This is a genomic window from Stenotrophomonas sp. STEN056, from assembly GCF_056759635.1.
The window spans coordinates 44,476-70,893 of sequence record NZ_JBRRDL010000001.1 but is presented as its reverse complement, the minus strand read 5'-3'; the positions used below and the strand labels follow the sequence as shown (position 1 = coordinate 70,893).

The 26,418-nt window shown below is 62.6% G+C and carries 43 protein-coding genes; 31 read left to right on the top strand and 12 right to left on the bottom strand.

Annotated features, from left to right (window positions below; genetic code table 11):
* Positions 1–84: 84 nt before the first annotated feature.
* Genes ACVOLO_RS00380 through ACVOLO_RS00365 form a run of 4 tightly spaced genes read right to left on the bottom strand, consistent with a single transcriptional unit; the run spans position 85 to position 1,663 of the window.
* Entirely contained in the window at positions 85–237 is a 153-nt protein-coding gene (locus ACVOLO_RS00380; protein WP_481568286.1) for a hypothetical protein, read from the bottom strand.
* A complete protein-coding gene (locus tag ACVOLO_RS00375) occupies positions 234–605 on the bottom strand; it encodes a hypothetical protein (RefSeq protein ID WP_481568285.1) in 372 nt (123 codons plus the stop codon). Before ACVOLO_RS00375 ends, ACVOLO_RS00380 begins: the two co-directional genes overlap by 4 nt.
* Complete coding sequence (locus ACVOLO_RS00370) at positions 602–934, bottom strand: hypothetical protein (RefSeq protein ID WP_481568284.1); 333 nt, start codon at positions 932–934, stop codon at positions 602–604. Before ACVOLO_RS00370 ends, ACVOLO_RS00375 begins: the two co-directional genes overlap by 4 nt.
* Positions 935–937: 3 nt before the next feature.
* Complete coding sequence (locus ACVOLO_RS00365; RefSeq protein WP_481568283.1) at positions 938–1,663, bottom strand: hypothetical protein; 726 nt, start codon at positions 1,661–1,663, stop codon at positions 938–940.
* A 122-nt stretch (positions 1,664–1,785) separates the two neighbouring features.
* On the opposite strand from ACVOLO_RS00365, the gene ACVOLO_RS00360 reads away from it, so the two are divergent.
* On the top strand, positions 1,786–2,130 hold the full coding sequence (locus ACVOLO_RS00360; protein WP_481568282.1) for a hypothetical protein: 345 nt from the start codon (positions 1,786–1,788) through the stop codon (positions 2,128–2,130).
* Positions 2,131–2,167: 37 nt separating this feature from the next.
* Here ACVOLO_RS00360 and ACVOLO_RS00355 read toward each other — a convergent pair whose 3' ends face one another.
* Together ACVOLO_RS00355 and ACVOLO_RS00350 are read right to left on the bottom strand one after the other, a co-directional pair.
* Positions 2,168–2,989: a DUF7946 domain-containing protein gene (locus ACVOLO_RS00355; protein WP_481568281.1), complete on the bottom strand. Its 822-nt coding sequence runs from the start codon at positions 2,987–2,989 to the stop codon at positions 2,168–2,170.
* A gap of 21 nt (positions 2,990–3,010) precedes the next feature.
* Positions 3,011–3,694 carry a LexA family transcriptional regulator gene (locus ACVOLO_RS00350; protein ID WP_481568280.1) on the bottom strand — a complete coding sequence of 228 codons (684 nt, stop codon included), beginning with the start codon at positions 3,692–3,694 and terminating at the stop codon, positions 3,011–3,013.
* Positions 3,695–3,776: 82 nt separating this feature from the next.
* On the opposite strand from ACVOLO_RS00350, the gene ACVOLO_RS00345 reads away from it, so the two are divergent.
* Both ACVOLO_RS00345 and ACVOLO_RS00340 read left to right on the top strand, forming a co-directional pair.
* Positions 3,777–3,974, top strand: a complete 198-nt coding sequence (locus tag ACVOLO_RS00345; protein ID WP_481568279.1) for a hypothetical protein — start codon at positions 3,777–3,779, stop codon at positions 3,972–3,974.
* Positions 3,975–3,977: 3 nt separating this feature from the next.
* A complete protein-coding gene (locus ACVOLO_RS00340; protein WP_481568278.1) occupies positions 3,978–4,202 on the top strand; it encodes a hypothetical protein in 225 nt (74 codons plus the stop codon).
* 83 nt (positions 4,203–4,285) lie between these two features.
* On the opposite strand, the gene ACVOLO_RS00335 is transcribed toward ACVOLO_RS00340, so the two are convergent.
* Positions 4,286–4,513, bottom strand: coding sequence for a hypothetical protein (locus tag ACVOLO_RS00335; protein ID WP_481568277.1), 228 nt, complete (start codon positions 4,511–4,513; stop codon positions 4,286–4,288).
* A 91-nt stretch (positions 4,514–4,604) separates the two neighbouring features.
* Between ACVOLO_RS00335 and ACVOLO_RS00330 the strand changes: the two genes are divergently transcribed.
* Complete coding sequence (locus ACVOLO_RS00330) at positions 4,605–4,892, top strand: hypothetical protein (RefSeq protein ID WP_481568276.1); 288 nt, start codon at positions 4,605–4,607, stop codon at positions 4,890–4,892.
* 203 nt (positions 4,893–5,095) lie between these two features.
* On the opposite strand, the gene ACVOLO_RS00325 is transcribed toward ACVOLO_RS00330, so the two are convergent.
* Entirely contained in the window at positions 5,096–5,293 is a 198-nt protein-coding gene (locus tag ACVOLO_RS00325; protein WP_481568275.1) for a hypothetical protein, read from the bottom strand.
* 315 nt (positions 5,294–5,608) lie between these two features.
* Between ACVOLO_RS00325 and ACVOLO_RS00320 the strand changes: the two genes are divergently transcribed.
* The 11 genes from ACVOLO_RS00320 (at position 5,609) to ACVOLO_RS00270 (ending at position 10,555) form a co-directional block, all read left to right on the top strand.
* Entirely contained in the window at positions 5,609–6,019 is a 411-nt protein-coding gene (locus ACVOLO_RS00320; protein ID WP_481568274.1) for a phage regulatory CII family protein, read from the top strand.
* A gap of 120 nt (positions 6,020–6,139) precedes the next feature.
* Positions 6,140–6,685, top strand: coding sequence for an HNH endonuclease (locus ACVOLO_RS00315; RefSeq protein ID WP_481568273.1), 546 nt, complete (start codon positions 6,140–6,142; stop codon positions 6,683–6,685).
* Positions 6,682–7,596 carry a hypothetical protein gene (locus ACVOLO_RS00310; RefSeq protein WP_481568272.1) on the top strand — a complete coding sequence of 305 codons (915 nt, stop codon included), beginning with the start codon at positions 6,682–6,684 and terminating at the stop codon, positions 7,594–7,596. The genes ACVOLO_RS00315 and ACVOLO_RS00310 overlap by 4 nt, the downstream gene beginning before the upstream one ends.
* A 222-nt stretch (positions 7,597–7,818) precedes the next feature.
* On the top strand, positions 7,819–7,944 hold the full coding sequence (locus tag ACVOLO_RS00305; protein WP_481568271.1) for a hypothetical protein: 126 nt from the start codon (positions 7,819–7,821) through the stop codon (positions 7,942–7,944).
* A gap of 3 nt (positions 7,945–7,947) precedes the next feature.
* On the top strand, positions 7,948–8,133 hold the full coding sequence (locus ACVOLO_RS00300) for a hypothetical protein (protein ID WP_481568270.1): 186 nt from the start codon (positions 7,948–7,950) through the stop codon (positions 8,131–8,133).
* Positions 8,134–8,286: 153 nt separating this feature from the next.
* Positions 8,287–8,508, top strand: a complete 222-nt coding sequence (locus ACVOLO_RS00295; RefSeq protein WP_481568269.1) for a hypothetical protein — start codon at positions 8,287–8,289, stop codon at positions 8,506–8,508.
* Positions 8,505–8,978, top strand: a complete 474-nt coding sequence (locus ACVOLO_RS00290) for a recombination protein NinB (protein ID WP_481568268.1) — start codon at positions 8,505–8,507, stop codon at positions 8,976–8,978. The genes ACVOLO_RS00295 and ACVOLO_RS00290 overlap by 4 nt, the downstream gene beginning before the upstream one ends.
* Positions 8,978–9,259 carry a hypothetical protein gene (locus ACVOLO_RS00285; RefSeq protein ID WP_481568267.1) on the top strand — a complete coding sequence of 94 codons (282 nt, stop codon included), beginning with the start codon at positions 8,978–8,980 and terminating at the stop codon, positions 9,257–9,259. Before ACVOLO_RS00290 ends, ACVOLO_RS00285 begins: the two co-directional genes overlap by 1 nt.
* The gene (locus ACVOLO_RS00280) at positions 9,256–9,570 is read left to right on the top strand and encodes a hypothetical protein (RefSeq protein ID WP_481568266.1); all 315 of its coding nucleotides are present in this window, start codon (positions 9,256–9,258) and stop codon (positions 9,568–9,570) included. Before ACVOLO_RS00285 ends, ACVOLO_RS00280 begins: the two co-directional genes overlap by 4 nt.
* The gene (locus ACVOLO_RS00275) at positions 9,567–9,944 is read left to right on the top strand and encodes a RusA family crossover junction endodeoxyribonuclease (RefSeq protein ID WP_481568265.1); all 378 of its coding nucleotides are present in this window, start codon (positions 9,567–9,569) and stop codon (positions 9,942–9,944) included. The genes ACVOLO_RS00280 and ACVOLO_RS00275 overlap by 4 nt, the downstream gene beginning before the upstream one ends.
* 2 nt (positions 9,945–9,946) lie before the next feature.
* Entirely contained in the window at positions 9,947–10,555 is a 609-nt protein-coding gene (locus ACVOLO_RS00270; RefSeq protein ID WP_481568264.1) for a hypothetical protein, read from the top strand.
* 299 nt (positions 10,556–10,854) lie between these two features.
* Here the strand turns inward: ACVOLO_RS00270 and ACVOLO_RS00265 are convergent, their stop codons facing one another.
* A complete protein-coding gene (locus ACVOLO_RS00265) occupies positions 10,855–11,157 on the bottom strand; it encodes an addiction module antidote protein (RefSeq protein ID WP_481568263.1) in 303 nt (100 codons plus the stop codon).
* A 31-nt stretch (positions 11,158–11,188) separates the two neighbouring features.
* Positions 11,189–11,482, bottom strand: a complete 294-nt coding sequence (locus tag ACVOLO_RS00260) for a type II toxin-antitoxin system RelE/ParE family toxin (protein WP_481568262.1) — start codon at positions 11,480–11,482, stop codon at positions 11,189–11,191.
* Between the two features lie 82 nt (positions 11,483–11,564).
* Between ACVOLO_RS00260 and ACVOLO_RS00255 the strand changes: the two genes are divergently transcribed.
* The 16 genes from ACVOLO_RS00255 to ACVOLO_RS00180 all read left to right on the top strand — a co-directional run bounded on the left by ACVOLO_RS00255 (position 11,565) and on the right by ACVOLO_RS00180 (position 25,746).
* A complete protein-coding gene (locus tag ACVOLO_RS00255; RefSeq protein WP_481568261.1) occupies positions 11,565–11,771 on the top strand; it encodes a hypothetical protein in 207 nt (68 codons plus the stop codon).
* Positions 11,755–12,222 (top strand): lysozyme, encoded by a 468-nt coding sequence (locus tag ACVOLO_RS00250; protein WP_481568260.1) that lies wholly within the window; start codon positions 11,755–11,757, stop codon positions 12,220–12,222. Before ACVOLO_RS00255 ends, ACVOLO_RS00250 begins: the two co-directional genes overlap by 17 nt.
* Positions 12,219–12,587 carry a crAss001_48 related protein gene (locus tag ACVOLO_RS00245; RefSeq protein WP_481568259.1) on the top strand — a complete coding sequence of 123 codons (369 nt, stop codon included), beginning with the start codon at positions 12,219–12,221 and terminating at the stop codon, positions 12,585–12,587. Before ACVOLO_RS00250 ends, ACVOLO_RS00245 begins: the two co-directional genes overlap by 4 nt.
* A 2-nt stretch (positions 12,588–12,589) precedes the next feature.
* Positions 12,590–13,057, top strand: coding sequence for a lysis system i-spanin subunit Rz (locus ACVOLO_RS00240; protein ID WP_481568258.1), 468 nt, complete (start codon positions 12,590–12,592; stop codon positions 13,055–13,057).
* On the top strand, positions 13,057–13,344 hold the full coding sequence (locus ACVOLO_RS00235; protein WP_481568257.1) for a hypothetical protein: 288 nt from the start codon (positions 13,057–13,059) through the stop codon (positions 13,342–13,344). The genes ACVOLO_RS00240 and ACVOLO_RS00235 overlap by 1 nt, the downstream gene beginning before the upstream one ends.
* A 29-nt stretch (positions 13,345–13,373) precedes the next feature.
* Positions 13,374–13,826 (top strand): terminase small subunit-like protein, encoded by a 453-nt coding sequence (locus ACVOLO_RS00230; RefSeq protein WP_481568256.1) that lies wholly within the window; start codon positions 13,374–13,376, stop codon positions 13,824–13,826.
* 3 nt (positions 13,827–13,829) lie between these two features.
* Positions 13,830–15,104 (top strand): PBSX family phage terminase large subunit, encoded by a 1,275-nt coding sequence (locus ACVOLO_RS00225; protein ID WP_481568255.1) that lies wholly within the window; start codon positions 13,830–13,832, stop codon positions 15,102–15,104.
* Positions 15,101–17,002: a portal protein gene (locus tag ACVOLO_RS00220; RefSeq protein ID WP_481568254.1), complete on the top strand. Its 1,902-nt coding sequence runs from the start codon at positions 15,101–15,103 to the stop codon at positions 17,000–17,002. The genes ACVOLO_RS00225 and ACVOLO_RS00220 overlap by 4 nt, the downstream gene beginning before the upstream one ends.
* A gap of 62 nt (positions 17,003–17,064) precedes the next feature.
* Positions 17,065–17,778: a hypothetical protein gene (locus ACVOLO_RS00215; protein WP_481568253.1), complete on the top strand. Its 714-nt coding sequence runs from the start codon at positions 17,065–17,067 to the stop codon at positions 17,776–17,778.
* A 6-nt stretch (positions 17,779–17,784) separates the two neighbouring features.
* Positions 17,785–18,867 carry a phage capsid family protein gene (locus tag ACVOLO_RS00210; RefSeq protein ID WP_481568252.1) on the top strand — a complete coding sequence of 361 codons (1,083 nt, stop codon included), beginning with the start codon at positions 17,785–17,787 and terminating at the stop codon, positions 18,865–18,867.
* A gap of 59 nt (positions 18,868–18,926) precedes the next feature.
* A complete protein-coding gene (locus ACVOLO_RS00205; protein ID WP_481568251.1) occupies positions 18,927–19,274 on the top strand; it encodes a hypothetical protein in 348 nt (115 codons plus the stop codon).
* Entirely contained in the window at positions 19,274–21,139 is a 1,866-nt protein-coding gene (locus ACVOLO_RS00200; RefSeq protein WP_481568250.1) for a packaged DNA stabilization protein, read from the top strand. The genes ACVOLO_RS00205 and ACVOLO_RS00200 overlap by 1 nt, the downstream gene beginning before the upstream one ends.
* Positions 21,136–21,594, top strand: coding sequence for a hypothetical protein (locus ACVOLO_RS00195; protein ID WP_481568249.1), 459 nt, complete (start codon positions 21,136–21,138; stop codon positions 21,592–21,594). The genes ACVOLO_RS00200 and ACVOLO_RS00195 overlap by 4 nt, the downstream gene beginning before the upstream one ends.
* Positions 21,567–22,175: a hypothetical protein gene (locus tag ACVOLO_RS00190; protein ID WP_481568248.1), complete on the top strand. Its 609-nt coding sequence runs from the start codon at positions 21,567–21,569 to the stop codon at positions 22,173–22,175. Before ACVOLO_RS00195 ends, ACVOLO_RS00190 begins: the two co-directional genes overlap by 28 nt.
* A complete protein-coding gene (locus ACVOLO_RS00185) occupies positions 22,175–23,566 on the top strand; it encodes a hypothetical protein (RefSeq protein WP_481568247.1) in 1,392 nt (463 codons plus the stop codon). The genes ACVOLO_RS00190 and ACVOLO_RS00185 overlap by 1 nt, the downstream gene beginning before the upstream one ends.
* 224 nt (positions 23,567–23,790) lie before the next feature.
* A complete protein-coding gene (locus tag ACVOLO_RS00180) occupies positions 23,791–25,746 on the top strand; it encodes a hypothetical protein (RefSeq protein ID WP_481568246.1) in 1,956 nt (651 codons plus the stop codon).
* Here the strand turns inward: ACVOLO_RS00180 and ACVOLO_RS00175 are convergent.
* Positions 25,743–25,985 (bottom strand): hypothetical protein, encoded by a 243-nt coding sequence (locus tag ACVOLO_RS00175; RefSeq protein ID WP_481568245.1) that lies wholly within the window; start codon positions 25,983–25,985, stop codon positions 25,743–25,745. The two genes, ACVOLO_RS00180 and ACVOLO_RS00175, sit on opposite strands and share 4 nt — an antisense overlap.
* Before the next feature lies 1 nt (position 25,986).
* The gene (locus ACVOLO_RS00170; protein WP_481568244.1) at positions 25,987–26,391 is read right to left on the bottom strand and encodes a Rap1a/Tai family immunity protein; all 405 of its coding nucleotides are present in this window, start codon (positions 26,389–26,391) and stop codon (positions 25,987–25,989) included.
* Positions 26,392–26,418 lie beyond the last annotated feature (27 nt).

The following is a 26,418-nucleotide window of genomic DNA, read 5'->3' as shown; positions in this document are numbered from 1 at the left end:
ATGCTTCGAGAGCGTCCAGCGGATCGGGTGCCTTGATCGGCGGCAGGCCGACCTGCATGGCTTTGATGAAGTCCAAGTCGTCCATCAGTGCAAGCCCTCCGCAATCATCAGCAGCTGCAGCGGAACGAACAGCACCGCAGCTGCAGCGACGATCAGCCAGCCTGCGTAGAGCAGGGCGTCGAACTCGCGCGACGTTGCGAAGACATGCAGCCAGGCATTGAAGCGGCGCATGCTCATGCCGCACCCCCGGTTGCCTTGGCGATCAAGCGGCGGGCCTCTCCGGCCAAGCGGCCGGCTTCGTAATCCCATTCGCTCGCGGGCCGTGGAGATTCCTCCGGGCTGGCGGGATACTCCATTCGGATGCCGCCTTCCATGTGGTAAACGACGCGTTCAAGGAGTTCCAGCAGCTCCGGCGCTGCGGCGATCAGGCGGGCGTTAGCTTCGCTTTCCTCGTCATGCTCAGGGTCCCACTCAGGACTCGCGCACAACCACTTGTCCCCGTCGTCCGCCGTAACCGTCCAATAGTCCAGAGGACGACCCAACCAATCATCTTTACGGGCATTCAGTACATTCCACGGCCCCGGCGTGTGCTTGTTGGCCCTCATGCCGCGTCCTCCACTCGCTCGCGTGCCACTTCCATCGCAGCAGCGCGGACGGTCTTGGCTAGGCGGTACAGGTCGGTCAGCAGCTGCGAGCCCATCAGGTCGGACGGGTGCTTCACGTCGAGCTTGATCAGCGCCTCGGTGGCTTCGGTGAACCAACCCTCGTCCATCGAGAACGGAAGATCACAGGCCGCGATCTGGCGCAGGGCGGCCGGATCGTTCAGCACCTCATTGGCGGCTTCGTCCAAATCAACTTCGGAGTCGTGCGGCAGGAGCCGGTCATAGGCCAACTGGGCCGACCGCTGCTGCTCGTTGCGGGCTACGAGGTTCATTGCTCAGGCCTCCACTTCGATCATGCGGATGACCAGAGCCTTGGCGGACTGCTGCAGCGACTTTTTCGTGTCAGCCAGGGCATCCCCTGCGGCAGCCCGTGCGGCAGCCCGTGCGGCATCCCATGCGGCATCCCCTGCGGCATCCCATGCGGCAGCCCGTGCGGCATCCCCTGCGGCATCCCATGCGGCATCCCCTGCGGCATCCCATGCGGCATCCCATGCGGCATCCCATGCGGCAGCCCGTGCGGCATCCCCTGCGGCAGCCCGTGCGGCAGCCGCATCACTGCGAACGGCCGTCAAGGTCGGCATGAGGCCCGGGCACTGCGCAAAGTCGGTGATTTCCGGGAATCGCTGCAGCGCATCAGCCTGAGTCGTCAGACCGGCAAGCCGAAGCCACGGGGGAGCGTGTTCGCGGATCAGCCAGTCAGCGGCCATCGTCGCGCGGCGCTGCTCGATTTCCGGCGCGGCGCGGGTTCCGACCAAGCGCGGGATCAAGTCCTTCAGCAGGTCGTTGCGCTCGTCGTCCGGCAGCGAGTCGTTCCAGTTTCGCAGGAACGTGGCGATCACCGGGCAGGCGCAGGCCGGGCTATCCGTCCAAGGCTCGCCAGCAACGTAGGAGACGGCTTCCATCACGCACATGCCCTGGGACATGTCGTCGTGGCCACCTTGGTTCAGATCCATCGCCTGGACTTCGGCCAAGCGCTTCGAGTCGATTGCTGCCTGCTGCATCTTCTTGCCCCGTATGGCCCGGGTGGGCCGACGGGTGAAGTCTAGCGAACTAGACTATGAAGTCAAGCGCTCTAGACAAAGCCGTAATTTTTCTTTCTGAACGGTCTAGTTTTCGTTCAGCCTTGATCGACGCCCAACAAAAACCCCGCCGGAGCGGGGTGATTGGTATCCTCGCAGTTCAGCCGTTGTGGCTGACACAACAAAGGAGTGTTATGGATCCCTATGGCCTTTTCGGTGGCACGCTTGGCTTGATCCTTGTGCTGTTTTTCCTGCTGTTGGCGATCCTCTGGCTGCTCGTCCCGTTCGCGGTGTTTGGGATCAAGGGGCTGTTGAAAGACCTGATCCACGAGCAGCGGCGCACGAATGCTCTGCTTGCCGGGGAAGTTGCACGGCCCGTGAGTCCGGCTGACGTTGAGGCTGATCGCCCGACCCTGAAGAACATCCTGGCCGAAGTCCGCAAGCCATAAAAAAAACCCGCCGTGGCGGGGGTGATGGTGAAATCGCTTAGGTGATCAGGTCGCTGATGTAGAGCGTGTCGATCTCGCCGTCCTTAAGAACAGCCTTTCCTTTCACCTTGATCATCGTGCCGTGAGCCAACGCCGAGGCATACGGGTTGGGTACTGTCGAGGCCAGGGGGTCGGTGATCTTCGCCTTAATTCGCCGAGAGTCATCGTCCATCAGTCGAACCTTTGCCGTGCTGTTTTCGCTATCCAGCTCAGAAATCGTCAGTTCCCAGGATCGTTCAGTTCCGACCTCAACCTCCCCCGAGCTGCGGATAGCTTCAGCTGTTGCCTCGTCCACCACGTACTTGCCAGCTACGGTCATCTGCGTGCAGGACTTGCCTACAGGGGCAACAGCTTGGCGGACTGCAGGGCGCAACGAATCTGCCATCTTCTCTAGAGTGGCGTGGAGCTTGTCTTGGTTGTCGCTCTGCATCGCCAGGAGCTTGTCCAGCGCATCTTTGAGCATCTTCATTTCTTCTTTCTTCCCGCTTGCGCGACTGAAGATCCACGTGACCAATCCAATGACGATCGGACCGGCAAATCCGCTGAACAGTTGCTGCTGCTGGGCGAAGGTAATTATCGCATCCAGTGTATAGCAGTTGGCTTTCGGCTCCTTCACAAGAACCCGAACATCCATAGCTTGATATCGCTTGGTGAAATCACCAGTTGCGACGAAGTTGCCAGTAACTGCCAGAACCCGTGCCATCCCCTGAAGCGATTCGCCGAGGACATGCAGTTCGATCTCATGGCGGGCAGCGTCTCCGCCGTCGTAGCGAATAGGGATCAATGCCAGATCGCCGTCCTGCACTTCCAAAGATTCCATTCTTCCCCCTGCAAGATTTCGTTAGTCTGCCCAGCCACCAATCCAATGCACGCGGCCAATGACCGTGATCGGGTGCTTCTTTGAGTCCATACGCTTTGACCGTTTCCAGTTGTGGTCGCCAGAGGGGTTGTCTGTCCTGAACAGCACGGTGCCGTCATCGAGCACCTCGGCGCGCTTGACGAAGTATTCCGGGTTGCCGTTGCCTGCTACCTGGATCACATAGAGCACATCATCGACGGGGCGGGTGTCGCTGCTGTCGAACAAGATGGCATCGCCATCCATGATCGTCGGCTCCATCGAATCGCCCTTGCCGTAATAGACGGCCAGCGGCTTGTTCAGGATGCCCCTGCGACGCAGGCTCGACTTCTTGAACTTGAGGCTGTGCGTCTCGGCGTAGTCCACCGCTTCAGCACCAGCAGCACCAAGGCCAGCGGCCTGCGAGTAGCCGATAACATCGGCGTAGTCGTCGTCACTGATTGCGTGGGTGGCCTGGACCTCCATCGGGCCTTTGCCGTGCTGGATCCATTCCCCACTTACGCCGAGCACGCGACTCAGTTTATCGACTGTGGTAGCCCGGATCTTGTCGGCCTTTGTGGTGCCGTCAAGGATGAAGTACACGCCAGCCTTGCTGAGCACCTTTTTGGCGATCAGATCGGAAGGGGTCATCCCTCGCAATTCGAGGGCGCGCTTAACGCGTTCAGCCATGGTGTCCATAGAACTAGAAAAATAGGCTGAATTCAGGCTAGAGCGCTTGACATCAAGGTCTAGACAACTAGACTCAGCACTCATGGACATGACCAAAGCCGCGGTTAAGGCCGCCCTTGAGATTGAAACGGACGCCGGACTTGCTGCGCTGCTTGGCATCGGCCGGTGGGCAGTCGGCCAATGGCCGGCGGATAAGGCGATCCCGAAAGCTCGCCAATGGCAGCTTCGGGCCATGCGCCCCGACGTCTTCGGCCCAGCCCCCGACGGGGAGGCGGCCTGAGCCATGAGCGCACTTCCCAAAAGCAACACCGCACAGCCTGCCGCATGGACGTTGCGCGACGAGATCGCGATGCGGGTGTTGCCGGTGCTTATCAGTACAGCCCCTTGGACCGCAAAGAGTCCGGATGGGGGAAGCATCACGCTCAAAACCCCTACTGAGCTCAGCGTGCTGGCTTACAGGATTGCAGAGGAAATGCTGAAAGCGCGGGAGGCCACCTTTGCTACGTGAATACAGCGCGGTGATGAGCCGCACTCGATACGCCGACGAAATGCAGGCCCGCAATGAGCGGGCGCTGCGGCTGTATTTGTTCCTCAGGAGCCGGAAGACGGTCCTGCAACGGCTTTGGCAAGCCTGGCGAGTTCTTTCTTCGCGTTGGATGGCCCGCCGTAGGTTGCTGCAGCGCGGAGTTCCGAAAGCAGTGTTGAAGCGGCGGGGGATGTGGCGATGACTTTGCCGAACATCACCAGTAGTTCTGCCTGCGCCTCGACGGCAGCTTCGAGCTGCCTTATGCGCTGCTCCGCCCTGTGTGCATCGCTCATAGATTCCCCCTCGTTGGTGGGTAGTGGTGTGGAAATCGCATCCTACCGCGAGGGGGGATCTCCTTTTGCCGCTTCCCAGCGGGAGACCTCCATGAACCACGGATCTACCCAGTACGCCCTCACTGCGACAGAAGTGGAGCAACTTGAGCTTGCTTGCTCCAAGGGCGAGAAGGTCTCTGATCGACTGCTTACGGCTCACTATCTGATGCTGAAGTGGTGCGCCGAAAACGGCGGAATTCCCAACAGCTACGTCGATGAAGCTACGGCCGAGATTGGCTTTTGGGCCTTGGTCGAGCACCGCACCAACCCGGAGTTCGCTGCGGCGATGTTTGCCCAGTGGCAAGACGCGAAGCTCGTCAACGAAGGGGGGGCGGCCTGAGATGTGCAAGCTGCCCGACCAATGGAACCCCCGGCTATGGCTCCGTGACTGGCTCAGCGCCCCATCGCAGGCTGAGATTGCGCATGAGAATCGCGTCGAGGCGGCGTATCGAAAGCGGCACGCTGACGCGAAGGTGCGATGGGAAGCCGCCGAAGTACAAGATGAAATCAGGGCGCAAGAAGGCCTTGGCCCTGACTCCGGGGTCAACCCCTGATGAGCGCCTGCACTTCGGTGTTCAACTCCTCGCGCTGGGACCGGGTGTCCAGTTCTTCCTGCATCTGCGCGGTGCGATACATGGCTTCTTGCAGGAAGTCCGCATCGCCCTCGAATCTCTTGGCCATCGTGGCCACTACGACCTGCAGTGCCTTCAGCTCGATATCCGTGCGGCTGAAATTGCTCATGTCGCCCTCCTTGCGGGCTGTTCGTGTGGAAGCAGCAGCCTACCGCAGGGAGGGCGGCACCCATCGCCCTGGCCACTCAGCGCCCGCCCGGAAACGGAACAACGACGCCGGGCAGGGCGGGGCGCTCGCGTTTGCGCGGCTCGACCAGTCGCGCTTTCACCCGATCACCAACGCGGCTGATCACGTAGATCCGGCCGCACATCCGCTGAAGCGTTACGACGTTCGACGGGCTGTTCCTCACTGAATCCACTGGCTCGGTCCTTCGGGGCTGGGCCTTTATTTCGCCCTCCGGGCGTTGGTCAAAGCGAATCAATCATGACAACCCAGCTTGATCTACCCATGCGCGGACACCCGACCAGCGTTGACCTCGCAGACGTGGCGCGCCAGCAGAACTGGGGCGCTGTGCTGGCGTACTGTGCCAGCAAGAGTGGCCTGCAGGACAAGGCCATTGCCGCCGAGATTGGCATGCAGGACGCAGTGTGGTCCCGCTGCAAGACCGGCACCAACTCGCCCAGCGGCGAGCAACTGGTGCGCTTGATGCAGCGATGCGGCAATTCGGCGCCACTGTCCTGGTTGCTGATCCAGATGGGCCTTGACCCGGCCAGCGTTCGCCCACTGGAGTCGGAAACCGAGCGCAAGGTGCGGGAATTGACCGAGCAGCTAGAGGCCGAGCGCATCCGTAGCAAGATTCTGTGCGAAGCGCTGACGGGGAGGGTTGCAGCATGACTACTGTCAGCGGCCAATGATTTTTCCCCGCCCCTCCTTACTCCCGGGTAGCTCCCGGAAGGACAGCCCGAACCTGGCGGGTTGGAGGAAAGCGGTTATTCCAGGAATCCGGGGATCGTGATGTCCAAGTATTCCGAACTGCTGAAAGATCCGCGTTGGCAGAAGATGCGGCTGAAGAAGCTTGAAGCCGCCGAATGGCAATGCCAGCTGTGTTACGACAATGAAACGATGCTTTCAGTGCATCACAAGCGTTACGTAAAGGGGCGGATGCCCTGGGAGTACCCGGAGCACGAGCTCGTTGTTCTGTGCCAGCCATGCCACGAATCCGAGCACGATCAGAAGGAGTTGCGTCAGGAGCTACTAGGTGCACTGCATGTCGATGGTCCTGCCAGCACGGGTGACTTCTTCGCCATTGGTGCCGGTTACGCCAGCGAGCAAACGAACGACGAGGTGATGAAGGCCATTGCCCGTCAGTTCAGTGGCGATAACCCCTATCAATTTGAATCTGGCCGCTTTCTCGCTGGCCTTGATTTTTTGCGCGTCTCCCTTGGTGGCTACTCGTTCATGGCAGACGAGTTGCTGAAGAGCGAGCACAGCGAGTTCCGCGATGAGCTGTTTGCGTTGTTCGACAAATACAACATCAGGACGAAGGGGTTTCGGGGATGAGTCGCTCGCGCAACATAAAGCCCGGATTCTTCAAGAACGAGGAGCTTTCAGAGCTCCCGTTCGAGTACCGCATCTTGTTCCAGGGCTTGTGGTGCGAAGCTGACCGTGAAGGGCGCTTGGAGGATCGCCCAAAGCGCCTGAAGGCGGAGATCTTCCCATACGACAACGTTGACGTGGATGAAGGGCTGGCTGAGCTACAGCGCGCCGGGTTCCTTGTCCGGTACGAGGTTGATGGCGTTCGGTATGTGCAGGTTATGAATTTTGTGAAGCACCAGAACCCACACAAGAAGGAAGCGGCATCTTCGATTCCGCCAATTCCTGAGCTTGCCGAGGAAACGCCGGGTCTTGCCCCGGAAATTCCTGGGCAAGACCCGGAAATTCCGGAACGAGCCCAGCTGATTCCTGATTCCTCCTTACTGATTCCTGATTCCTTGAAGCAAGAGCATGTGCAGCCTTCGGCCGCACGGTCGAGGTTTGCTGAGTTCTGGAGTGCCTACCCCAACAAGAAGGGGCGGCAAGAAGCCGAGAAGGCGTGGCGAAGGCGAAAGCTGGACAGCCGGTGCGACGAGCTGATTGCGCACGTTCGCTTGATGGCGAGTGCCGATGACGGGTGGGTGCGTGGATTTATCCCGATGGGATCCACCTATCTGAATCAAGCGCGATGGGATGACGTTCCGCAGGAGATGGCCCGCGCAGGCCCAGTACTGACGCGCGTCAGTCCCACGGCATCGCCGCCAAGCAAGACCCTATCCGCAATCCAACAACTGCAGGGCATGAAGCATGGAAACCAACTGGATTCACGACGAAATTCTGGACGGCCTGAGCCAACTGCTTTGCCTGAGCCTGGATCGGACGCCGGCAGCGGACATGATTGCTGGGACGGCGATGGGATGGCATCGGGCGGTTACTGATGATCGCGTGTGGGATCAGAAGCTGGACACGCCGCGATTCCGTAAGGCCTTCACGAACTTGATCAAGAACTGCCGTCAGTGGCCGTCGCCGGCAGCGTTCATGGAGGCCATGCCTCCGCGCGAGCAGTTGGCACTGACGAAGCAGCCGATTAAGGCGGATCCAGATCGCGCGGCGCGTGCCGCTGCAGAGCTGGCTGGGGTCATCGGCGTGAGGGGGCGGGCATGACCAAGCACGACATCGTCCACCTCCTGCACGCCGAGCGCTGCAGCGTTGCCGAGATTGCCGCCGCTGTTGGTTGGCCGCCCTGCGACGTTCGCCGCTTCATCCGGATATGGATCGAGGACTGAGACATGCGAAGCGACAAGAACCAGCTTGACGTGTTCCGCGACGACCCGAAGCGGATTGCAGCAGCTTGGCGTGTGCAGGCAGAGACCGCATTGCGCGACGTTCAGTTCACCGAGCGGGAGCGTCAGGAGCGCCATGCGTACTACCTGGGCGTGGCTGAGGAGCTGGAGCGCGCGGCAGGTGTCCATTGAGCCGCAAATCCAGCCGCACCAGTTCGGCCGCTGGGCACGGGAGGCGGGCAGGGCGCTCAGTAGTTGCCCGCTGTACGGAATCACTGAGGAAGGGGCCGATCAGCGCAGGCAATGGCGCGACGGCTGGAACGAACGGGATAGGGAGTTGAGGCGATGAGCGCGTTGGAAAAGCAGGTGGGCGGCGAGCATTACCGCGAAGGCGGCATCCAGCCCGTGCAATACGCCGAGGGCAACGGCCTGTTGTTCCTCGAAGGCTGCGTCATCAAGAGAGTGACGCGGCACAACCGCGAGGGCGGGAAGGGCCGGCAGGACATCGAGAAGGCCATTCACGAACTGCAGTTGTTGCTGGAATTGCGGTACGGGAGCGCGGCATGAAACGTCTTTTCGTGATGCGCCACGACAACCCGCAGCGCCTGACGGTTGCTGATAGGGCCATTGCCGAGTTGCTGGAGCGTGTCGGCGCCGGGCAGGACACCGAGGTCGAGATCCGCGAGCCGCGCCGCACGCTCGATGCCAATGCATGCATGTGGGCGACGCTTGGCGATATCGCCCAGCAGCTCGATTGGCCGCACACCGATGCCGGCGGGAAGATCGTCATTGGCAAGATGCCGGCCGAGAGCTGGAAGGCCGTGCTGACCGCAGCGTTCGAGCGGCAGGTGCGCCAGGCGCAGGGATTGGATGGCGGCATGGTCATGCTCGGTGCGCGTACGTCGCAGTACAGCCGCCGGAAGATGGGCGAATTCATCGAGTTCGTGCATGCCGAGGGCACGCAGCGCGGCGTGATTTGGTCGAGCAAGGCCGAGGATGAGCTGGCTCTGTGGGCGCCGGTTCGGAGGGCTGCGTGATGCGCACCAAGAACGCCAAGGCCATCACCGCCGCCGAGCGCGCCCACCTGCACGCAGTCAAGAGTCTGCCGTGCAGCGTCTGCAGCGCTCCCGGCCCAAGCGATGCGCATCACATCAAACAGGGGCAGCACTTCACCGCCGTGGCGCTTTGCAAGGACTGCCACCAAGGCAGCGAGAACGGCTGGCACGGCCGGAAAACGATGTGGCGCGTGATGAAGATGGAAGAAATCGACGCGCTGAACGTCACGTTGAGCAAGCTGCAGCTGAGGGAATCCGCATGACCGCCCCGCACCGAAACCGCATGCGCGGCCGACCCGTCACTGCGCAGGGAATGAACATCATTGAGTTCGACATCGAGGACGTAGCAGAGGCCATCAAGCTGCGGATGCTCTCGCGCGGCGGCTGCTGGGAAGTACATGTCGATCCCGATGGCGGCGTTCGGATGGAGAACGACTTGCGGCCGCATCGGGCGAACCCGCTGCCCGACGCGTGGCTGGTAGGCTCGTACACGTCCAAGGCCAAGTGCGCGCTGATCGAAGAAGATCTTGTCGAGCGGTTGCGCGAACTGCGGCCAGCGAGGAAGTCGGCATGAGGGTGCTGATCCTTCCGTGGCCAAGCAAAGACCTGTCGCCGAACGCGCGCGTTCATTGGGCGAGGAAGGCCAAGGCGGCCAAGGCCGCGCGGCACCAGGCCGGCTTGGCGGCGATTGCCGCTGGGTGGCAAGGCGCATCGCTTCCGGCTGGGCGCGTACACCTGCAGATCGACTTCTATCCACCAACGCGGATGCGACCGGACGACGACAACATGCTGGCCAGGTTCAAGCCGTCACGCGACGGACTGGCTGACGTGCTGGGCGTGGACGACAAGCGGTTCGTGAGTCATCCCTTCGTGCGTGATGAGGTGCGGAAGGGTGGGCAGGTCGTGGTCACGATTTCGAGCGGCGCTGCCGCAAACAAGGGGGTATGAGTATGGACGACCTTGAAATTCTGTCCCGGCTTGGCCCCAAGGCCGTCAGGCTGGACGTCGGACGTGGCGGCATCCCAGAGTTGACGGATCAGGACATCTCGGCAGGGCTTGGGTTTGCTTCGCCCACGGTCGGCCGCGCGGTGATTGAGCTGATGTATTTGCCAGCTGTCGGCCAGCGGGAGATCGACAAGGCATGCAGCCTGATCTATGCAATGGCGGCTGCGGAGTGGCGCCGCCGAAAGGATGAGCTGGCAACAGCAGAAATCAGTCACCACATGGCAAAGCTACTGGCTCGCCGGAACAGGGATCGTGGCGAGCCATGCAAGCGGCACGTCAGCGCGCTGGAGGGCCGGGCCTATGTGGCCGGGCTTAACAGCTGGCCGGACAACCTGCACAGCAGGCTGGAAGCGCTTAGTGAGGCGCTGCTGGGCGACCTGATGGCCAACAAGAAACCAACCAATGTGGAGATTGCCAAGGCGATTGGAGTCACTGAGGCGACATACCGGAAATGCTGGGCGAAGGTTTACGACTGGCTCTATTCGGAAATCGTCGATTCACGCCACGCTGCAGCCCGGCAGATCATAGATGCTCTACGCCGCACGGCAGCGTAAATCGTGATGGACGGGCACGAGGAAATGGCCGTATGGTTCTAACATCGCGCGCGATCAATGCCCCGGACTTCCGGGGCTTTTGCGTTCTGGGCTTTTCCTGGCCTCTGCACCGGATGGGCCGGATGCACGTCAGGGCCAAATGAGAGGCTGTATGTCAGGCATCGAACGCCTTGTCGAGGTGGTGTTTTCTGGCGACTGGGCGGCGTACCGGCGCAGCCTGCCAGCCCGCCGAACGGTTGAGATGGCAGGCGGAGGTTGGCATACGGCGCCGCGAGAAGATCGGGGTTAATGGAGTCCGATCAAGCCGCTTTGTGTTCGATTGGCTCCACGGCCAGCCGGACGCCGAGAGCGCCCAGAACACGCTGGATGGTGTCAAACCGCGGGTTTGCCCCGGGCTTGAGCGCCTTGTACAGGCTTTCGCGGCCCAGGCCGGATGCTTCGGCAATCTGGCCCATGCCCCGCGCCTTGGCGGCGGTCTGGATGGCCTCTTGGAACAGCTCGTTGTCACCGGCGGCGAGCATCTCGGTCAGGTAGACCGCGATTGCAGCTTCATCGTCCAGGTATTCGGCTGGGTCGAACGGGATTGTTTTGATCTTGCTCATAACTGGCCCTCTTGGGCGATGTGGGCCGGGCTCAGAGCCCGGATTGCAGTGCGTGTGCTTTCTTGATGTCGCTCGGCTGAGTGGACTTGTCTCCGCCGCAGAGCAGGATGACCAACTCGCCGTTTTCGCGGCGGGTGAAATAAACCCGGTAGCCGGGGCCGTAATCGATGCGCAACTCGCTGACATTGCCGCCAACCGACTTGACGTCGCCCTCCAAGCCACGGGCAACGCGCTGGACGCGGGCAACGATGATGGCCTTGGCCTTGGAATCGCGCAGCTTCTTGAGCCAGTTGGCGAAGTCGTTGGTTTGGCTGATCGTCGTCATGCGTTCATTGTATCCGAACGGATACAGATTGCAACAACCAATCCCGCCCCTCGGCGGAAATATTTGCCCACAGGGGGCCAGAGTGAAACAGGAATACGCCGATAGCGTGGCTGCCGGTATTGCAAAGCTGTCGCCACCAGTCGGCGTTGTCGCCGTGTCCGTGGCGGGAATGAGCCTGCAGGACTGGGTGTATGCCCTGACTGCGGTGTACACCGGCCTGATGATCATTCACCACATCGTGACGAAGTGGTGGCTTCCCTGGAGGCGTGGCCGTGTCGATCAGGGCTAGGGTTATTGGCGGCTCAATCGCTGGCGTGCTGGCACTGACTGCGGCCGTAGTAAAGCCGTGGGAAGGCTATGAGGCCCAGCCGTACCGCGACATCGTCGGCGTCCTGACCGTTTGCTACGGCAGCACGACCAACATAGAGCGCCGGACCTACTCGGAGAAGGAGTGCAGCGACCGGCTCAACAGCGAGCTCGGCAGCTACTTCGCCGGGATCAGCCAGTGCATCAAACAGCCCCTGCGTGAGCACGAATGGGCCGCGGTGCTGAGCTGGACCTACAACGTCGGCGTCGGCGCAGCTTGCCGCTCGACGCTGGTACGGAAGATCAACGCCGGCCAGTCAGCATCGGCCTGGTGCCCTGAGTTGGACAAGTGGGTCTATGCAGGCGGAAAGCGCGTGCAGGGCCTTATCAATCGCCGCGCCGCTGAGCGCGCTATCTGTGAGGGAAGGGCATGACCCAGCATTACATTGGAACCAAGATCATCGAAGCGTGGCCAGCTCAGAAGGATGGCGTCGACGGCTATTCCGTGAAGTACGCCGACGGCTACACCAGCTGGTCGCCGAAGGACGTGTTCGAGGCGGCGTATATCCCGCTGGGCCACATCAGCCACCTCCCGCCGCATGTGCAGCGCATGGTTGGCGAGCTGGCAGAGCTGGATGATCGCCACGGCAAGCTGGCTGGATTCCTGAAGACCCCGGCCTTCCTCGGCCTGAGTGAGGACGACCGTAATGACCTGTCTGCGCAGTTCCTGCATATGGCTGATTACGGGAACGTTCTCCGGAAGCGCGTTGATCGCGCCACCGAAGCTGCCAAGGCCTGACCGTGAATCGCACCCTCATTGCGGTCGCCGCCTTCGCCCTATGGTCCGCCGCCATGTTCGGCACTGGCTGGGCGTGGCGTGGTGATCGCGCCGAGGGTGGTGAGGCTCGGCAGGAGGCCAAGGCGCTGACCGGGCAGGTCGAGGCAGTGCAGGGCGCCCGGATCATCGAGCAATTCAAGGGCCAGGCACTGGCCGATATCGGAGCCAAGCATGAAGAAGACCGGGAAGCGGCCGAGGCCGTCCCTGCTGCTGTTGCTGCTGATGTGCGCAATGGCGATCTCCGCCTGCGGCAAGAGTGGGCCGGCTGTGAGACCCGACTACTGTCCCAGGCCGTCGCCGGCGCCGTCGAACGTGATGCGCTCGCCCAAAGCAGAGCAGAGCTTGCGGGCGCTGTTGTTCGAGTCGGACGAGACGCAGACGACCAGCTCAGAGCGTGCCAAGCCGTGATCAGAGCCGACAGGGGGCTGTAATGCGAATGCAGATCATGGCGCAGACGTTCCGCCGGTTTGACGTGCCGTGCGGCGCATATCTGCGCGACGAGCAGGGCGCACTTGTCCCGGATGGTTCGAGCGTCAGCGTGGAGGCGATTCCGTACCGAGGACAGGTTGTGGCAGAGAGCTGGCCGGCGGAGATCGGCGAGCGCGGCCACCTGGAGTGGGTTGTCCCTGCGGCTTCAAAGCTTGTGCGGGGGCTCTATCAGCTTCGGGTCAGGGCTGGGAACAGGCTGCTGGGCTTGGGGCTGTTGGAGGTTGTATGACTGGCAGGCCAAGCAGTTACACGCAAGGCATGGCGGACACGATCTGTGAGCGGCTTTCCGATGGCGATAGCCTCCGGGCTATCTGCTCGGACGAGGGCATGCCTTCCAAGACCACGGTTATGCGCTGGCTAGGCAGCAATGTCGCCTTCCGTGACCAGTACGCCTGCGCGCGCGAGCAGCAGGCTGACACGCTGGTGGACGACATCGTCGCCATTGCTGACGAGGAATGCACGACCGTACGAGCCGACAAGCACGGCAGCCGTGATGACGATGGCGAGGGAAATACGGAGGTGGTGTTCGATGCCACTGCCGTTGCTCGGAACCGCCTGCGGGTTGATGCCCGGAAATGGGTTGCGGCGCGGATGGCGCCGAAGAAGTACGGGGACCGCATTGCGCAGGAGATCAGCGCGCCTGGCGGTGGGCCGGTCGAAGTGGTGACAAAGGTCGAGATTGTTGGCGTGGAGCCAGCTACGAAGGAGTAGGGCGTGGGGACTCTTCGCTTGGACATCCCGGCGAAGATGCTTCCGTTCTGGCAGCGGGCGCGCCGGCACAAGGTGGCACGCGGCGGGCGTGGCTCGGGGAAGTCATGGTCAATCGCCCGGCTACTGGCCATTCTTGGCTATACCAGGCCTCTGCGCGTGCTTTGCGTGCGCGAGGTGCAGAAGTCGATCAAGGAGTCCAGCCACCGACTGCTCGCCGACACTATTGGCTCGCTTGGGCTTGGCGGCTGGTATGACGTGCAGCAGCAGGTCATTAAGGGACCGAACGGAACGGAATTTGCGTTCGCGGGCTTGCAGGATCACACCGCGGACAGTTTGAAGTCCTACGAGGGCTTCGACATTTGCTGGATCGAAGAAGCGCACACGGTAACGGAGCGCTCTGCCCAAGTGTTGATCCCCACGATCCGAAAGCCCGGTTCTGAGCTGTGGTGGAGCTACAACCCGGAGCAGGACGAGGATTTCATCCACCAGCTCGCCGAGATGGACGACCCGGACACTCTGGTCATCGACATCAACTGGCGCGACAACCCTTGGTTCCCTGTAGAGCTGGAAAAAGAACGGGTAAAGCTGCAGAAGTTCAACCCGGACCTGTACGCGCACGTCTGGGAAGGGAAGTGCCGCAGCGCTGCCGGCCTGATGTTCAAGCGCGACTGGTTCAAGCACTACGACGTGCTGCCGAGCCGGTTGAATCTGTACATCGCAAGCGATTATGCGGTCACTCCGGAGGGGGGCGACTGGACCGAGCATGGCGTGTGGGGGCTGGCCGACAACGGCGACCTCTATGCCGTGGACTGGTGGTTCGGGCAGACAGACCCGGCTGAGTGGATCGACAAGTGGATTGAGCTGATCGGCAGGCACAAGCCACTGGCAGCGTTTGAGGAAAAGGGCGTGATCCTGCGCGCGGTGGACGGCGCGATCACGAAGCGCATGCGTGAGACGCAAACCTTCGTGCGCAGGGTTCCGCTGGCATCGGCTGGCGGCAAGGCCGAGCGAGCCCTGGGCTTCGCGGCTCGGGCCAGCGCTGGAACTGTCCATCTGCCGCGCGGCGCGCCTTGGGCCATGCGCCTGCTCAACCAGTTGTGCGCATTCAACGGCGAGGACGGGCGGCAGGACGACGCGGTGGACGTGTGCAGCCTGGTTGGACGGGGGCTTGACGAAATGATCAATGCGGCCAGGCCGCAGGCAGGCCGCGGAAAGGCCCGTGACGACGACTACGACATCGACGCCGACCACGGCGCGGAGAGCTGGAAAACCGTATGACCGAGACCGAAAAGCAAAAGCCGGTGATCGGCCACGATTCGCTGTGCGCGCAGTTCCGCGAGGCGCAGGACACGAATCAGCAGGAACGCTCCGGCGCGGAGCGCGACCGCGATTACTACGACGGCAAGCAGCTGTCGGATGAAGAGCTGGCCGCTCTCGCGCTGCGCAAACAGCCGGCGGTGGTGTTCAACCGCATTGGCCCCAAGATCGACGCCCTGCGTGGTCATGCCGACCGCATGCACGCCGATCCACGGGCCTATCCGCGCACGCCCAAACACGAGGCCGAGGCCGAGAGCGTCACGGACGCCATCCGCTTCGTCTGTGACCAGTCCGATTTCCGGGCTATTCGGTCGGACGCATGCGACAACCTGCTGATCGAGGGCATCGGCGCGGCAACGGTGACTGTGCGCAATGCCGGCGACCAGGCCGAAGTGGTCATCACGCATGTGCCCTGGGATCGCTTCTACTACGACCCAGCCAGCCGCCGGCAGGACTTCAGCGACGCGAACTACATGGGCGTCGTGCTGTGGATGGATGAGGCGGAGGCGCTGGAGCGCTGGCCTGGGCGGGACGACGTGATCAGTGCAGCCTACGCTGCTGACACGGCCGGTGAGACATTCGATGACAAGCCCCGCATGCTGTGGTCTGACCGCAGCCGCAAGCGAGTGCGTGTGCTGCAGCACCGCTTCAAGCACAAGGGGCAGTGGCACACGGCGATCTTGTGCGGCGGAGGCTTTCTGCGTGATCCGCAGGTGTCTCCGTATGTCGATGAAGATGACGTGCCGCAGTGCGACCTGATTGCTGTGTCGGCTTACATCGACCGCGAGAACCGGCGATACGGCTGCGTGCGCCGGATGGTCAGCCCACAGGACGAGATCAACAAGCGCAGGTCGAAAGCGCTGCATCTTCTCAACACGACAACGGTCATCACCGAGGCCGGAGCGGTCGAGGACATCGAGCAGACGCGCCGTGAGGTCAATCGGCCGGATGGTGTGGTGTACGTCAACCGTGACATGCGCTTCGACATCGAGCGAAATTCCGAACTGGCACTGGGGCAGTTCAACCTGCTGCAGGAGGCAAAGGCCGAGATTGACGCCAGCGGCGTGAACCCCGCCATCGAGGGCGATGCCTCGGCGCCATCCGGGCGAGCTCAGGAAATGATGCTGCAGTCAGGGTTGGCCGAAATGAGCAAGGTGCTGGGCGGCCTGCGCAGCTGGACGTGGGACGTGTACCGGCAGGTTTGGTATCGAATCCGCCAGTACTGGACCGAAGAGCGCTGGGTGCGCGTGACCGACGATGAACGCAACTTGCGCTGGGTCGGGGTGAACAAGCCAGTTCGTCAGTGGGAGGCGATGGCCCAGGAGGCGGAGCAGGCTGGGCAGCCGCTGGCACCCGAGCAGCTGCAGCAGATGCAAAACGATCCGGCGCTGCAGAAGGTGGTCCAGGTGCAGAACCAGTTGGCAGAGCTGGACGTGGATCTGATCTTGGAAGATGGGCCGGACAGCATCACGATCCAGTCCGAACAGTTTGAAGAGCTGGTCAAACTCAAGACGGCCGACCCGGCGAGCATTCCAACCCGGGCGATCATTGAGGCATCCAGCCTGCGCAACAAGCAGCAGATCCTCGAACACCTGGATCAGGGCGGCATCCCGCCGCAGGTTCAGCAGCAGATGGAGCAGATGCAGCAGGCATTGCAGGAGGCCGAGCAGAAGCTGGCCGGCAACGACATCAAACAGGCCGAACTGCAGATCAAACAGGGCGAGCTGCAACTGGACGCCCAGAGGCTGGAACTGGAGCGGTTCCGCGCTGAAACCGAACGAATGCGGCTCTTGCAGCCGCCAATGAATCCCGCACAGACCCCGCCAGCCGGCGGGGTTTCTGTTTCTGGGCAGCAGTAAGCGGACGAGCGCGCACCGGCTCGATTGCGACGACGGCGAACGGTCGATAGTGGAGAGATGAGATGGCAGACCCGGAACGTGATTTTCTCGATGACATTGCCGATGCCGGCACAGCTGCAACAGCCCCCGAGGCCGAAGAGCCGACGGACGTGCAGCCCGCGCCGGAACCGGCTGCAACGGTCGTAGATCCGGTAGTCCCGGAACCCGAGGCGCCGACGGCCCCGGAAGTCAAAGAGGACAAGACCGTCCCCCTGCCGGCGCTGCTGGCCGAGCGCGAAAAGCGCCAGGCACTGGAGCGCCAACTGGCAGAGATGAAGCAGCAGCCGCAGCAGCCGGTGCCGGAGTTCTTCGAGGCGCCGGAGCAGCACCTTCAGATCATCGAGCAACGCGCCGCACAGCGCCTGCACGCAGCTCTGGAGGAGCAAGCCAAGGCGGTATACCCCGATTACGACGAGATGGCGGCTAAAGCCATCGAGGCTGCTCAGGGCAATCCGCTGCTGGCGCAGCAAGTCATGACGGCAGCCAATCCGGCCCTAGCGCTCTACCAGCTTGGCAAGAAAACAGCGGAGCTGGCGCAGATGCAGGACCCCGAGGCGTACCGCGCCAAGATCGAGGCCGAAGTGCGGGCCAAGATCGAGGCCGAGCTCGCCACCAAGGCCGCCGCGAAGGAAAGAGCTGCAGCCGAAATCCCGCCAGACCTTTCACAGGCTCGCAATGCCGCCGGGCGATTCACCGGAAGCGAAGTGAGCCCCGTCGATGAACTTTTCCCGAGGTAATGAACAATGACTGATACGACCGTCAGCACGGCAGTCCGTGCGAAGCAGTGGGACGATGGCTTCTTCAAGGAGTACGTCCGTGGCAATGCCTACAAGCGCTACATGGGGCAGAACGAGAGCTCCATCTTCCAGGTCAAGACCGACCTGACCAAGAAGAAGGGCGACGCGATCACCATCAACCTGGTGGGCGCCCTGAGTGACTCTGCCGCCAACGATGGCAGCACCACCCTGGTTGGCAACGAAAAGGCGCTGCCCAACGAAGGCCACCAGATCGTTGTTGGCGTGGTCCGCGACGCCACGGTGGTCAACGTGATGGAAGAGCAGGCCAGCCCGTTCGACATCCGCGACGCCGGCAAGTCGGCGCTCAAGGTGTTGGCGACCCGCCACCTGCGCAACGCCATCACCACGGCGCTTGGCAGCATCAACGGGGTGGTCTATTCAACCGCCAGTGCTGCGCAGAAGAACGCATGGACCGCCGCCAACTCCGACCGCGTGCTGTTCGGCCGCTTGGCCAGCAACTACAACGCGACCCACGCCACTGCGCTGAATGCGATCACCGCGGTTGAGACGCTGGATCGCGCAACGGTGTCCAAGCTCAAGGCAATCGCTCGCTCGGCAAAGGCAGCCAACGGCGAGGGCATCACCCCGCACATCTACGGCGAGGATCACGAGACCTATGTGCTGTTCGTTGGCACCCGGGCATTCCGCGACCTGAAGAAGGACATGGAGCAGGTCCTGGCCGAGGCCGAGAAGCGCGGCAAGGAAAACCCGCTGTTCACCGGCGGCAATTCGCTGTGGTGGGATGACGTGATCGTCCGCGAAATCCCGTCCATCGGGTTCTTCAACAACACTGCGGCGACCGCAATTCCGGTGGAGCCGATGTACATGTGCGGTGCGCAGGCGGTCGGCATTGCCTGGGCGATGACCACCAAGACCACCCTGCGCAAGGAAGACGACTACGGCTTCAAGCACGGCGTGGGCTTCATGGAAATCCGCGGCGTTGAGAAGCTGCAGTGGAAGGAGGGCGATGCCGCCGCGAAGGATTGGGCCGTGGTGACCGGCTACGTCTCGGCGCCGGCTGCGGCCTAAGCGGAAGGTAGTTCAACAGGCGGGGGCTTCGGCTCCCGCCTTTTCATTTGGGAGGAATCATGGCCGCACGCGCCGACTTGAACCGCTTGATTCTGCTCAAGCTGGGCGCTGTTGATGCGAACGAGGCGCCCGAGGCCGAGGACTATGTGGACGTCGATCTGCAGACTCAAGCCAAGCTGGAAGAGTTGTACGGGGATGGCCTGATTCCCTTCGATCTTGATGGCGACGTGCCGGCAAAGTACATGGTGGCAATCGCGTTCATCGTGGCCGTTGAGTTGATCGATGACTACGCAGCGCACTCGCGCGCAGAAACCCTGATGGCCGGCGCGGACCGGGGCAAGCGGGCTCTGTATCGCTATGCCGCCCGCCCGTACTCAGGGGCTGTATTGCCTTCGGAGTACTTCTGATGCGCTCCGAACCCGTAAACCTGCTGGGCGGCTTCAACCGGGACGACAGCTATGCCTGGTCGGTGCAGGACGTCGTCAATTACCTGCCGACTGTCGCGGATCAGACGGGCGCGCGCACGCAGTTCAAGCTGCGCACGCCGCCTGGGCTTCGCCAGTTTCAGGACGTTGGGCTCGGCCCGATCCGGGGCATCCACAACTGCGAGGGCCGGCTGTTCGTCGTATCGGCGCAGTCGCTGTATGAGGTCCGCAGCAACGGGGACGCCATCTCGCGCGGCACCATCCCCGGCGTTGGCCGCGTCCGCATGGCGCACAACCAGGTGAAGAACGGCAATCAGCTGGCCATCGTCAACGGTCAGTCGGGCTACATCTACAACACCGCGACGCAGGCGTTTACCCGGATCACCGATGACGGCTTCCCGGGCGCCATCGATGTCAAGTTCATCAGCGGCTATCTGTTCTATGTCGAGCCGTTCGGCCGCTTCTGGCTGCACTCCGATCTTGCTGACGGCCTGAGCTACAACACGCTGGACCGCGGCGAAGCAGAGACGCAGCCGGATCGGATCATCGGCATTGCAGTGAACCAGTCCGAGGTCATTATCTTTGGCGAGCGCACGACCGAGTTCTACGGCAACACCGGGCAGGCAACTGGCACGTTCCAGTCCAAGGGTGTGACAGCTGATGTTGGTTGCGCCTCGCTGCACACCATCCAGAACCTCGACAACTCGGTGATGTGGCTGGGCAACGATGGCGTGATCTACCGCCTGGACGGCTACCGCGCCGTTCCGATCAGCACCCGCGCCATTGAAATTGCGGCCGCAAAGTACGACTGGAAGAACGCTTTTGCGTTCACCTGGGAAGACGAAGGCCACAAGGTCTACTACATCACCTTCCCGGACGGCGAAACCTTCGGTTACGACGTGGTGGTGGGCATGTGGCATCGCCGCGAGTCGCTTGGCTTCAAGCGCTGGCGACTCAACGGCTGCGCGTCGTGGGGCCGCAGGTGGATCGGCACGGACTTCCAGACGGGCCGGCTGTGGGAGATGGATTGGAAGTACCCGATGGAGGGCGACAAGGAGCTGGTTTCCGAGCTGACTTCAGGCGTCCTGCATGACAACGGCAACATGCTGGGCCTGAACGAAGTGCAGGTTCTGTTCGAGACGGGCGGCGAGGCTCCCGTTGTCGTTGACTGGGTTCCGATCCACGAAACAAACCTGATCGACAGTTGGTCGTGGGGCGAGTCGATCACCATCTCTGGATCCACGGTGACAGCCAGCCAGGGCGAGTGGTCGAGCAGCTCAAGGTGGACGGAGTGGGGCTTGCTCCTGCGGTCGGCGGCGCCCATCAGGGTCGTGGTTCACGACTACGTTGCTGATGCCACGGAATTCAACGTGGGCGACATGTACCGTGCCGGCAACTTCGAGCTGCAGGACGGAGCAGGAAACTACTCCGACCATCCGAACCTGTTCTACACCGGGACGAGCCTTCCGGCCGGGAAGAAGATCCTTGGCTGGGCGCCGGAGACGCTGCAGCAGGATTCCGTGCGCTCAATCGACTACTCGCCGTCCCGCTACACGGGCGACCTGCAGCGGGCCAATGAGCTGTTTTCGATGACCGTCTACACGAAGGCCGTCAAACAGTTCACCGACCACCACGCGCTGATCAGCTACAGCAAGGATGGCGGCCGCAACTGGTCGAACTGGAAGAAGCGGTCGCTGGGTGAGGTCGGGCAGTACGTTGACCAGGTTCGCGTCAGGGCCATGCGGCTGGGCACCGGGCGGCAGTGGGTGTTCCGAATCCGGGTGTCCAGCCCGATCAAGCGGGATCTGCTTGGGGCAGTGGTGAAGCTGGAGCTCAGAAACGGATGAAAATCTCGACTGGCCCAGAGCTCCTGGAGTCGGTCGCCAATCACCCGGATGTTTTCAGGGCCGTTTCCTTCAAGGGATGCGGCCCTATTCGTTTGGGCGATCACTGGGCCGATTGCATCGGACTGGAGTTTGGCGACCGCGGCGGCTTCATCTTCCATCGGCAGGCGCCGGGTGTGTACGAGGTGCACACCTTGTTCCTCCCGGACACCAAGGGCGCGGCGCAGTTCGCTCGCCAGTCCCTCGACTACATGTTCGGCGAGCAATCCGCCGATCTGATCCTGACGCAGATCGCGGTTGATCTGCCGCATGTGCGCCGGTTCGCCCTGAAGCAGGGCTTCACGAAATTTCACGAAATCCACGACGGCTGGGAGCGCGAAAGCGGCCCGGTGGATGTGGAGTTCTTCGAGCTATCCAAGGAGGCGTTCAAATGCCTGCAGCAGCAATCGTCGGCGTAGCAGCATCTGCCTACGCGGCAAACCAGCAGAAGAAGGCGGCGCAGGGATCGGCCAACGCTGTCCAGCGTGGCGCAGATGCCGCCACGGCAGAGCAGGCGCGCCAGTACGACCAGACCAGGCAAGACCAGATGCCATGGATGCAGGCGGGTCAGAATGCCCTTGGGCAGATGCAGGCGCTGAATGCCGGCGACTTCTCCAGCTTCACGCAATCGCCGGACTATCAGTTCTCCCTGGATCAGGGGCTCAAGAGTCTTGAGCGCGGAGCGGCCGCACGGGGCGGGATGTACTCGGGCGGCGCGGATGCAGACCGCATGCAGTTCGCGTCAGGCCTGGCCAATCAGAACTACGGCAGTTACTACAACCGGCTCGCCGGCCTGGCCAACGTCGGCCAAACGACGGCCACCAACCTCGGCAACCTCGGCGCCAACTACGCGACGAATGTGGGCAACAACATGATGGCTGGCGCCAACGCGCGCGCATCTGCATACGGCCAGAAGGCCTATGCAAACAACATGCTGGCGGGATCAATCGCCAATACGGGCTTGAACGCCTTGGGCAAGATCGGCTGGGGGGGCGTGTAATGACCAATGCACTTGCAGGGCTGGCGGCCGGGATCGACATTTCCCGCGACTTCCAGAACACCTACGACAATTCGCGCCTGAACATGTTGGCCGGCAAGGCCTACGCCGCCCCGCAGGCGGAGCGTCAGTCGCTGCTTGGACAGATGGCATCGATCAGCCCGCGCGCAGCTCAAACGCAGCAGCAACAGTGGCAGGGTGACGAAGACCGGCAGACCAAGCTGTTGGTCAACGGTGCCCGCTACATGAAGGAGGCCATCGACAGCAAGAGTCCCAACGCTGTCGCGGGCGCGTGGAACAACCTGCGCCCGGCAATCATTCGCGCCGGTCTGGCGACCGAGCAGGAACTGTCGCCGACGTGGGACTCAAGCTACGAGACCACGATGCACCAGCTGCTGGGGATGGGCGGGCCGGATGCCGCCGATGGCGTGATCCAGTCGCAGAAGATCAGTGACGACGGCTACATCATCAACACTTACCGCAACGGCCGAATGGAGAAGACCCAGCAGAGGGTTGACCGACAGATGTGGTTGCGCGATCACCCTGGTATGGCTGCGCCCGAGCTTGTCGGAAAGGATGGCGCGGTGATGCAAGTTGGGCAGCCGCCCGCCTCAACTGCCCCCCTGTCATCGGCACTTCCCCAACGAGCCGACATGGAGGCGGACATCACCCTTGCGAACGAGATGATTGCGGCGGGCATCCCGGGAGCCCAGGTGGATGCTTTTCTGAGCCAGCGCGGTCAGCGCGCAGCGGCGAGCGCACCGCAAGCGACGGCTACGCCGCAGCAGACCTTTTCCCGCCCATCTGCCGCGCAGGAGGCTGGCGCCAGTGAGCGCGCCAAACTTCAGGCGCAGCAGGATTTTCTTGGCACCGAACTCAACATGCGCACGCAGGCGGACATCGACAAGGCGCGCGGCATTGAGCAGGCCAAGACTGAGGCTGAAGTTGGCAGGCAGCAGGCCACAAGGTCGCGCGATGCTGGATCTGCGCTGGAGCTGATTGCGGAGGCTAGGCAACTTCTGCCCGACGCTACTGGCGGCGGGCTTGGCGCAGCTGCGGATGCAACTGCCGGCTTCTTCGGCCAATCGACGCAGGGCGCAGAGGCAAACGCGGCACTCAAGACCATCGCCGGCCAGATGACTGCGAAGATGCCGCGCATGGAAGGTCCACAGTCTGACCGTGACGTGCAGATGTACAAGGAAATGGCGGGCGACATTGGCAACGCGAACCTTCCAGTCAGCATTCGACTTGCCGCCCTTAGGCAGATTGAGCGGCTGAACCAGAAGTACGCCGGAAACTCGCCAGTGCATGTTCAGAGCGCGGAGGATTACAACCGATTGCCACAGGGGGCGCTGTATACCGCTCCGGATGGCAGTCAGCGGAGGAAGCGGTAATGGCAAACCCCTGGGATCAGGATGAGGTGGTGGTGGCTCCAAGCGCGCAGTCAGCAAAAGCGCCTTGGGATAACGACCCAATCGTATTCGAGGGGGAGGAATATGCCCCGAACTATGGGAGCGCAATTCCCCCGCAAGATGGCGAGCTCGGGGGTAACTCTGGCCCACTTGAGATCAACATCGTTGGCGGCACCCCGTTGGGTGAAGACCAGATCCGCTCACCCTTGGCTGCCTCCGTGGGCAGCGATGCTCAGTCCCTGTTCCGCGCCGACTCCGACTTCCAGGAGCGTGGCGACGTTGGTGGCGGATCAATGGCCATTGGCGCTGTGCGGGATATGTTCGGCAGCCAGAAGGGGCTGGCCGAGTACATGGCCGAGAAATCGGGCGGGCGTGTGGTGCGCACGCAGGAGGGGGGCTACGGCCTGATTCTTCCTGACGGCAGCGAGTACCGCCTCAACGATGAAGGCGCTGATTCGACGGACGTGGCCAACATCGCCGGCAACATTGCTGCGGCCTTCCTGCCGGCATCATGGGCGGGCCGTGTAGCACAGGCTCGCAACATCGGGGCAGTAGGTCGCATGGGCCTTCAGGGCGCGGTCGCCGGCGGGCAGGATGCCGCCATGCATGCCGCAGTGAGTGGCGGTGATGTGGACATCGGGCGCGCTGCGATCAGCGCTGTCGGCGGCGGCCTTGGCGAGCTGGCCGGCACTGGTCTATCGGCCGCTGGCAGCAAACTGGGCCAAATGAGCCGCATCGGCTCAGGCGCCAACCGGCGTGCTGCTGTGAACATGCTGGCCGACGTTGGTGTCGAGCAGCCGCAGACGAGCATGCTGGCGCAGCTGGCCCCGCAGATGGAGCAGATCCGGCTCGGTGCTGATCCGCGCACCGCACTGGGCAATGCCGAGTTCGGGTTCCAGTACACGCAGGGCCAGCGCCTGACCGATCCGGCGCGCAAGCACGCGCAGCTGAGCCGCGAGGAAGTGCTGCGGCAGTCGCCGGGCGGTGCAGCGGCGTTCGATGGCCTGCAGCGCAGCAACTTGGCCCGGCTCGGCGAAGCGGTGGACGATATCGGTGCCCGACTGGGCGGCCAGCCGATGGCCAGCCCGGGCGAGCTGGTGCAGGGTAGCGCCGGCCGGCTCCGTCAGCAGGCCGACGAGCTGCGCGGGCGGGTGGACGAGGCCTATTCCAACGTGCGGGGCGCGGACACCGTGGCTGTCAGCCGCGACTCCGTTGGCTCGGTGCCGGATCGCCTGCGCAGCGCCGTGCAGGACTTCGATATCAACTCGGCAACCACGCCGGGTGCGTTCCGTGCGCTTGAGCAGGTGCGGCTGGCCACAAGCCACATCCTCGGCGACAAGAACGTCAGTGGCGTGACCTTGCGGGCACTGGAAACCCAGCGGCGCATCCTCGGCAATGCCGTGGGCGGCGCAGCCAACCCGGCTGACCGCGCGGCCTTGATGGCGATTCGTCGCGAGTTCGATGGCTGGATGGACGATGCCATCGATACCGCCCTGGTCACTGGCGACCCGGCCGCACTGGCGCAGCTGAAGGAGGCTCGCGCACTGCGCGCCGAGCTTGGCCGACGCTTCGAGGGTGGCAAGGATTCGGACAGGTTCATTGCCGGCATGATCGACGGCAGCCGGACGCCGGAGGAGTTGATGAACATCGCCCTTGGCGCCTCGCAGGTCAGCAAGTCGGGCGGCGCGCGTTTCATCCAGCGGTTGCGCGCTGCTGCCAATGACGACCCGGCGGTGATGGGTGGTCTGCGCGCAGCGCACTTCGCCCGGCTCACGCGCGGCAACAATGGTGAGTCGCTGGCGCCTGGCCAGATCCTGCGCAACATCCGCTCGACCGAGTACAACAACGCCAGCGTGGCGAAGGCGCTCTATACGAATGCTGAGTGGTCAGAGATTCGCCGGCTGGCCAATGCGCTGGAGCCGATGGTGGCCAAGGGCGACTTTGCGAAATCCAGCGGCTCGATCGAACGACTGCTAAGGGCGATGGGCGTCAACGTCGGAGGAGTGCCGCTGATCGGGGGCGGGATTCAGTTCGCAAAGGGCGTGCAGGACACGCTTGGGGCGCAGAGAGCGGTCAACGGGAAGTTGTCGCCGCACTACGGATCAAACCCGGCATTCCCGGCGTTCGGAGAGGCCTACCTGAAGGAGGAATCCAAGCCCTAGAGCCTCGGGGGGATCTGGCCGGATTTCGCAAACGATCTTGCCAGCGCATAGCCGGCCCAGAATCCAAGCAGCGTTCCCGCCACCACCGCGATCCACCACTTGCCAAAGATAAACACCGGGCCAAACAGGATCGTAGCCGCTACCGATGACGTGATTGTGTAGCCAACCTTGTCCTCAAACAGCCAGATCACCAGTCGGCGCCAGCGGGAGAGGTGGGCGAGGGATTCGTAGTCGGTCATGTCAGCGCGGGCAGGGCCAAGCGAGCGCAAGCGCCAACATCAGCGATGGCCCGGGCGGCAAATGCTCTTTCGCCGGGTTCTTGTTGACGTAGTCAATCAGAATGCGCGCCATCTGAGCTTCGTCGGCGCTTCTTGGCTTGCAGAAAGGGCTCGTGACTCCCTCGCTTTCTGCGTATCCAAGGGCGCTCTGAAAGCCCTGGATGTAGCCCACGCACATCCCTCCTGCCGCGATGAATGCACCTTCATCACCTGAATCCATTGCAGCCGGCGGATTTCCTGCCATTGCATCGACCATGGCTGCGCATGAGTTGGCAAGCCAACGGGCCGTACCCGGGGTGCCCGCATCCCATGCGACGGCTGATTGAATAGGGCAGAACATTAGGAACGCCATTGCAATCCACTTCACACCCACCCCCTGACCTGTCCTTGACGC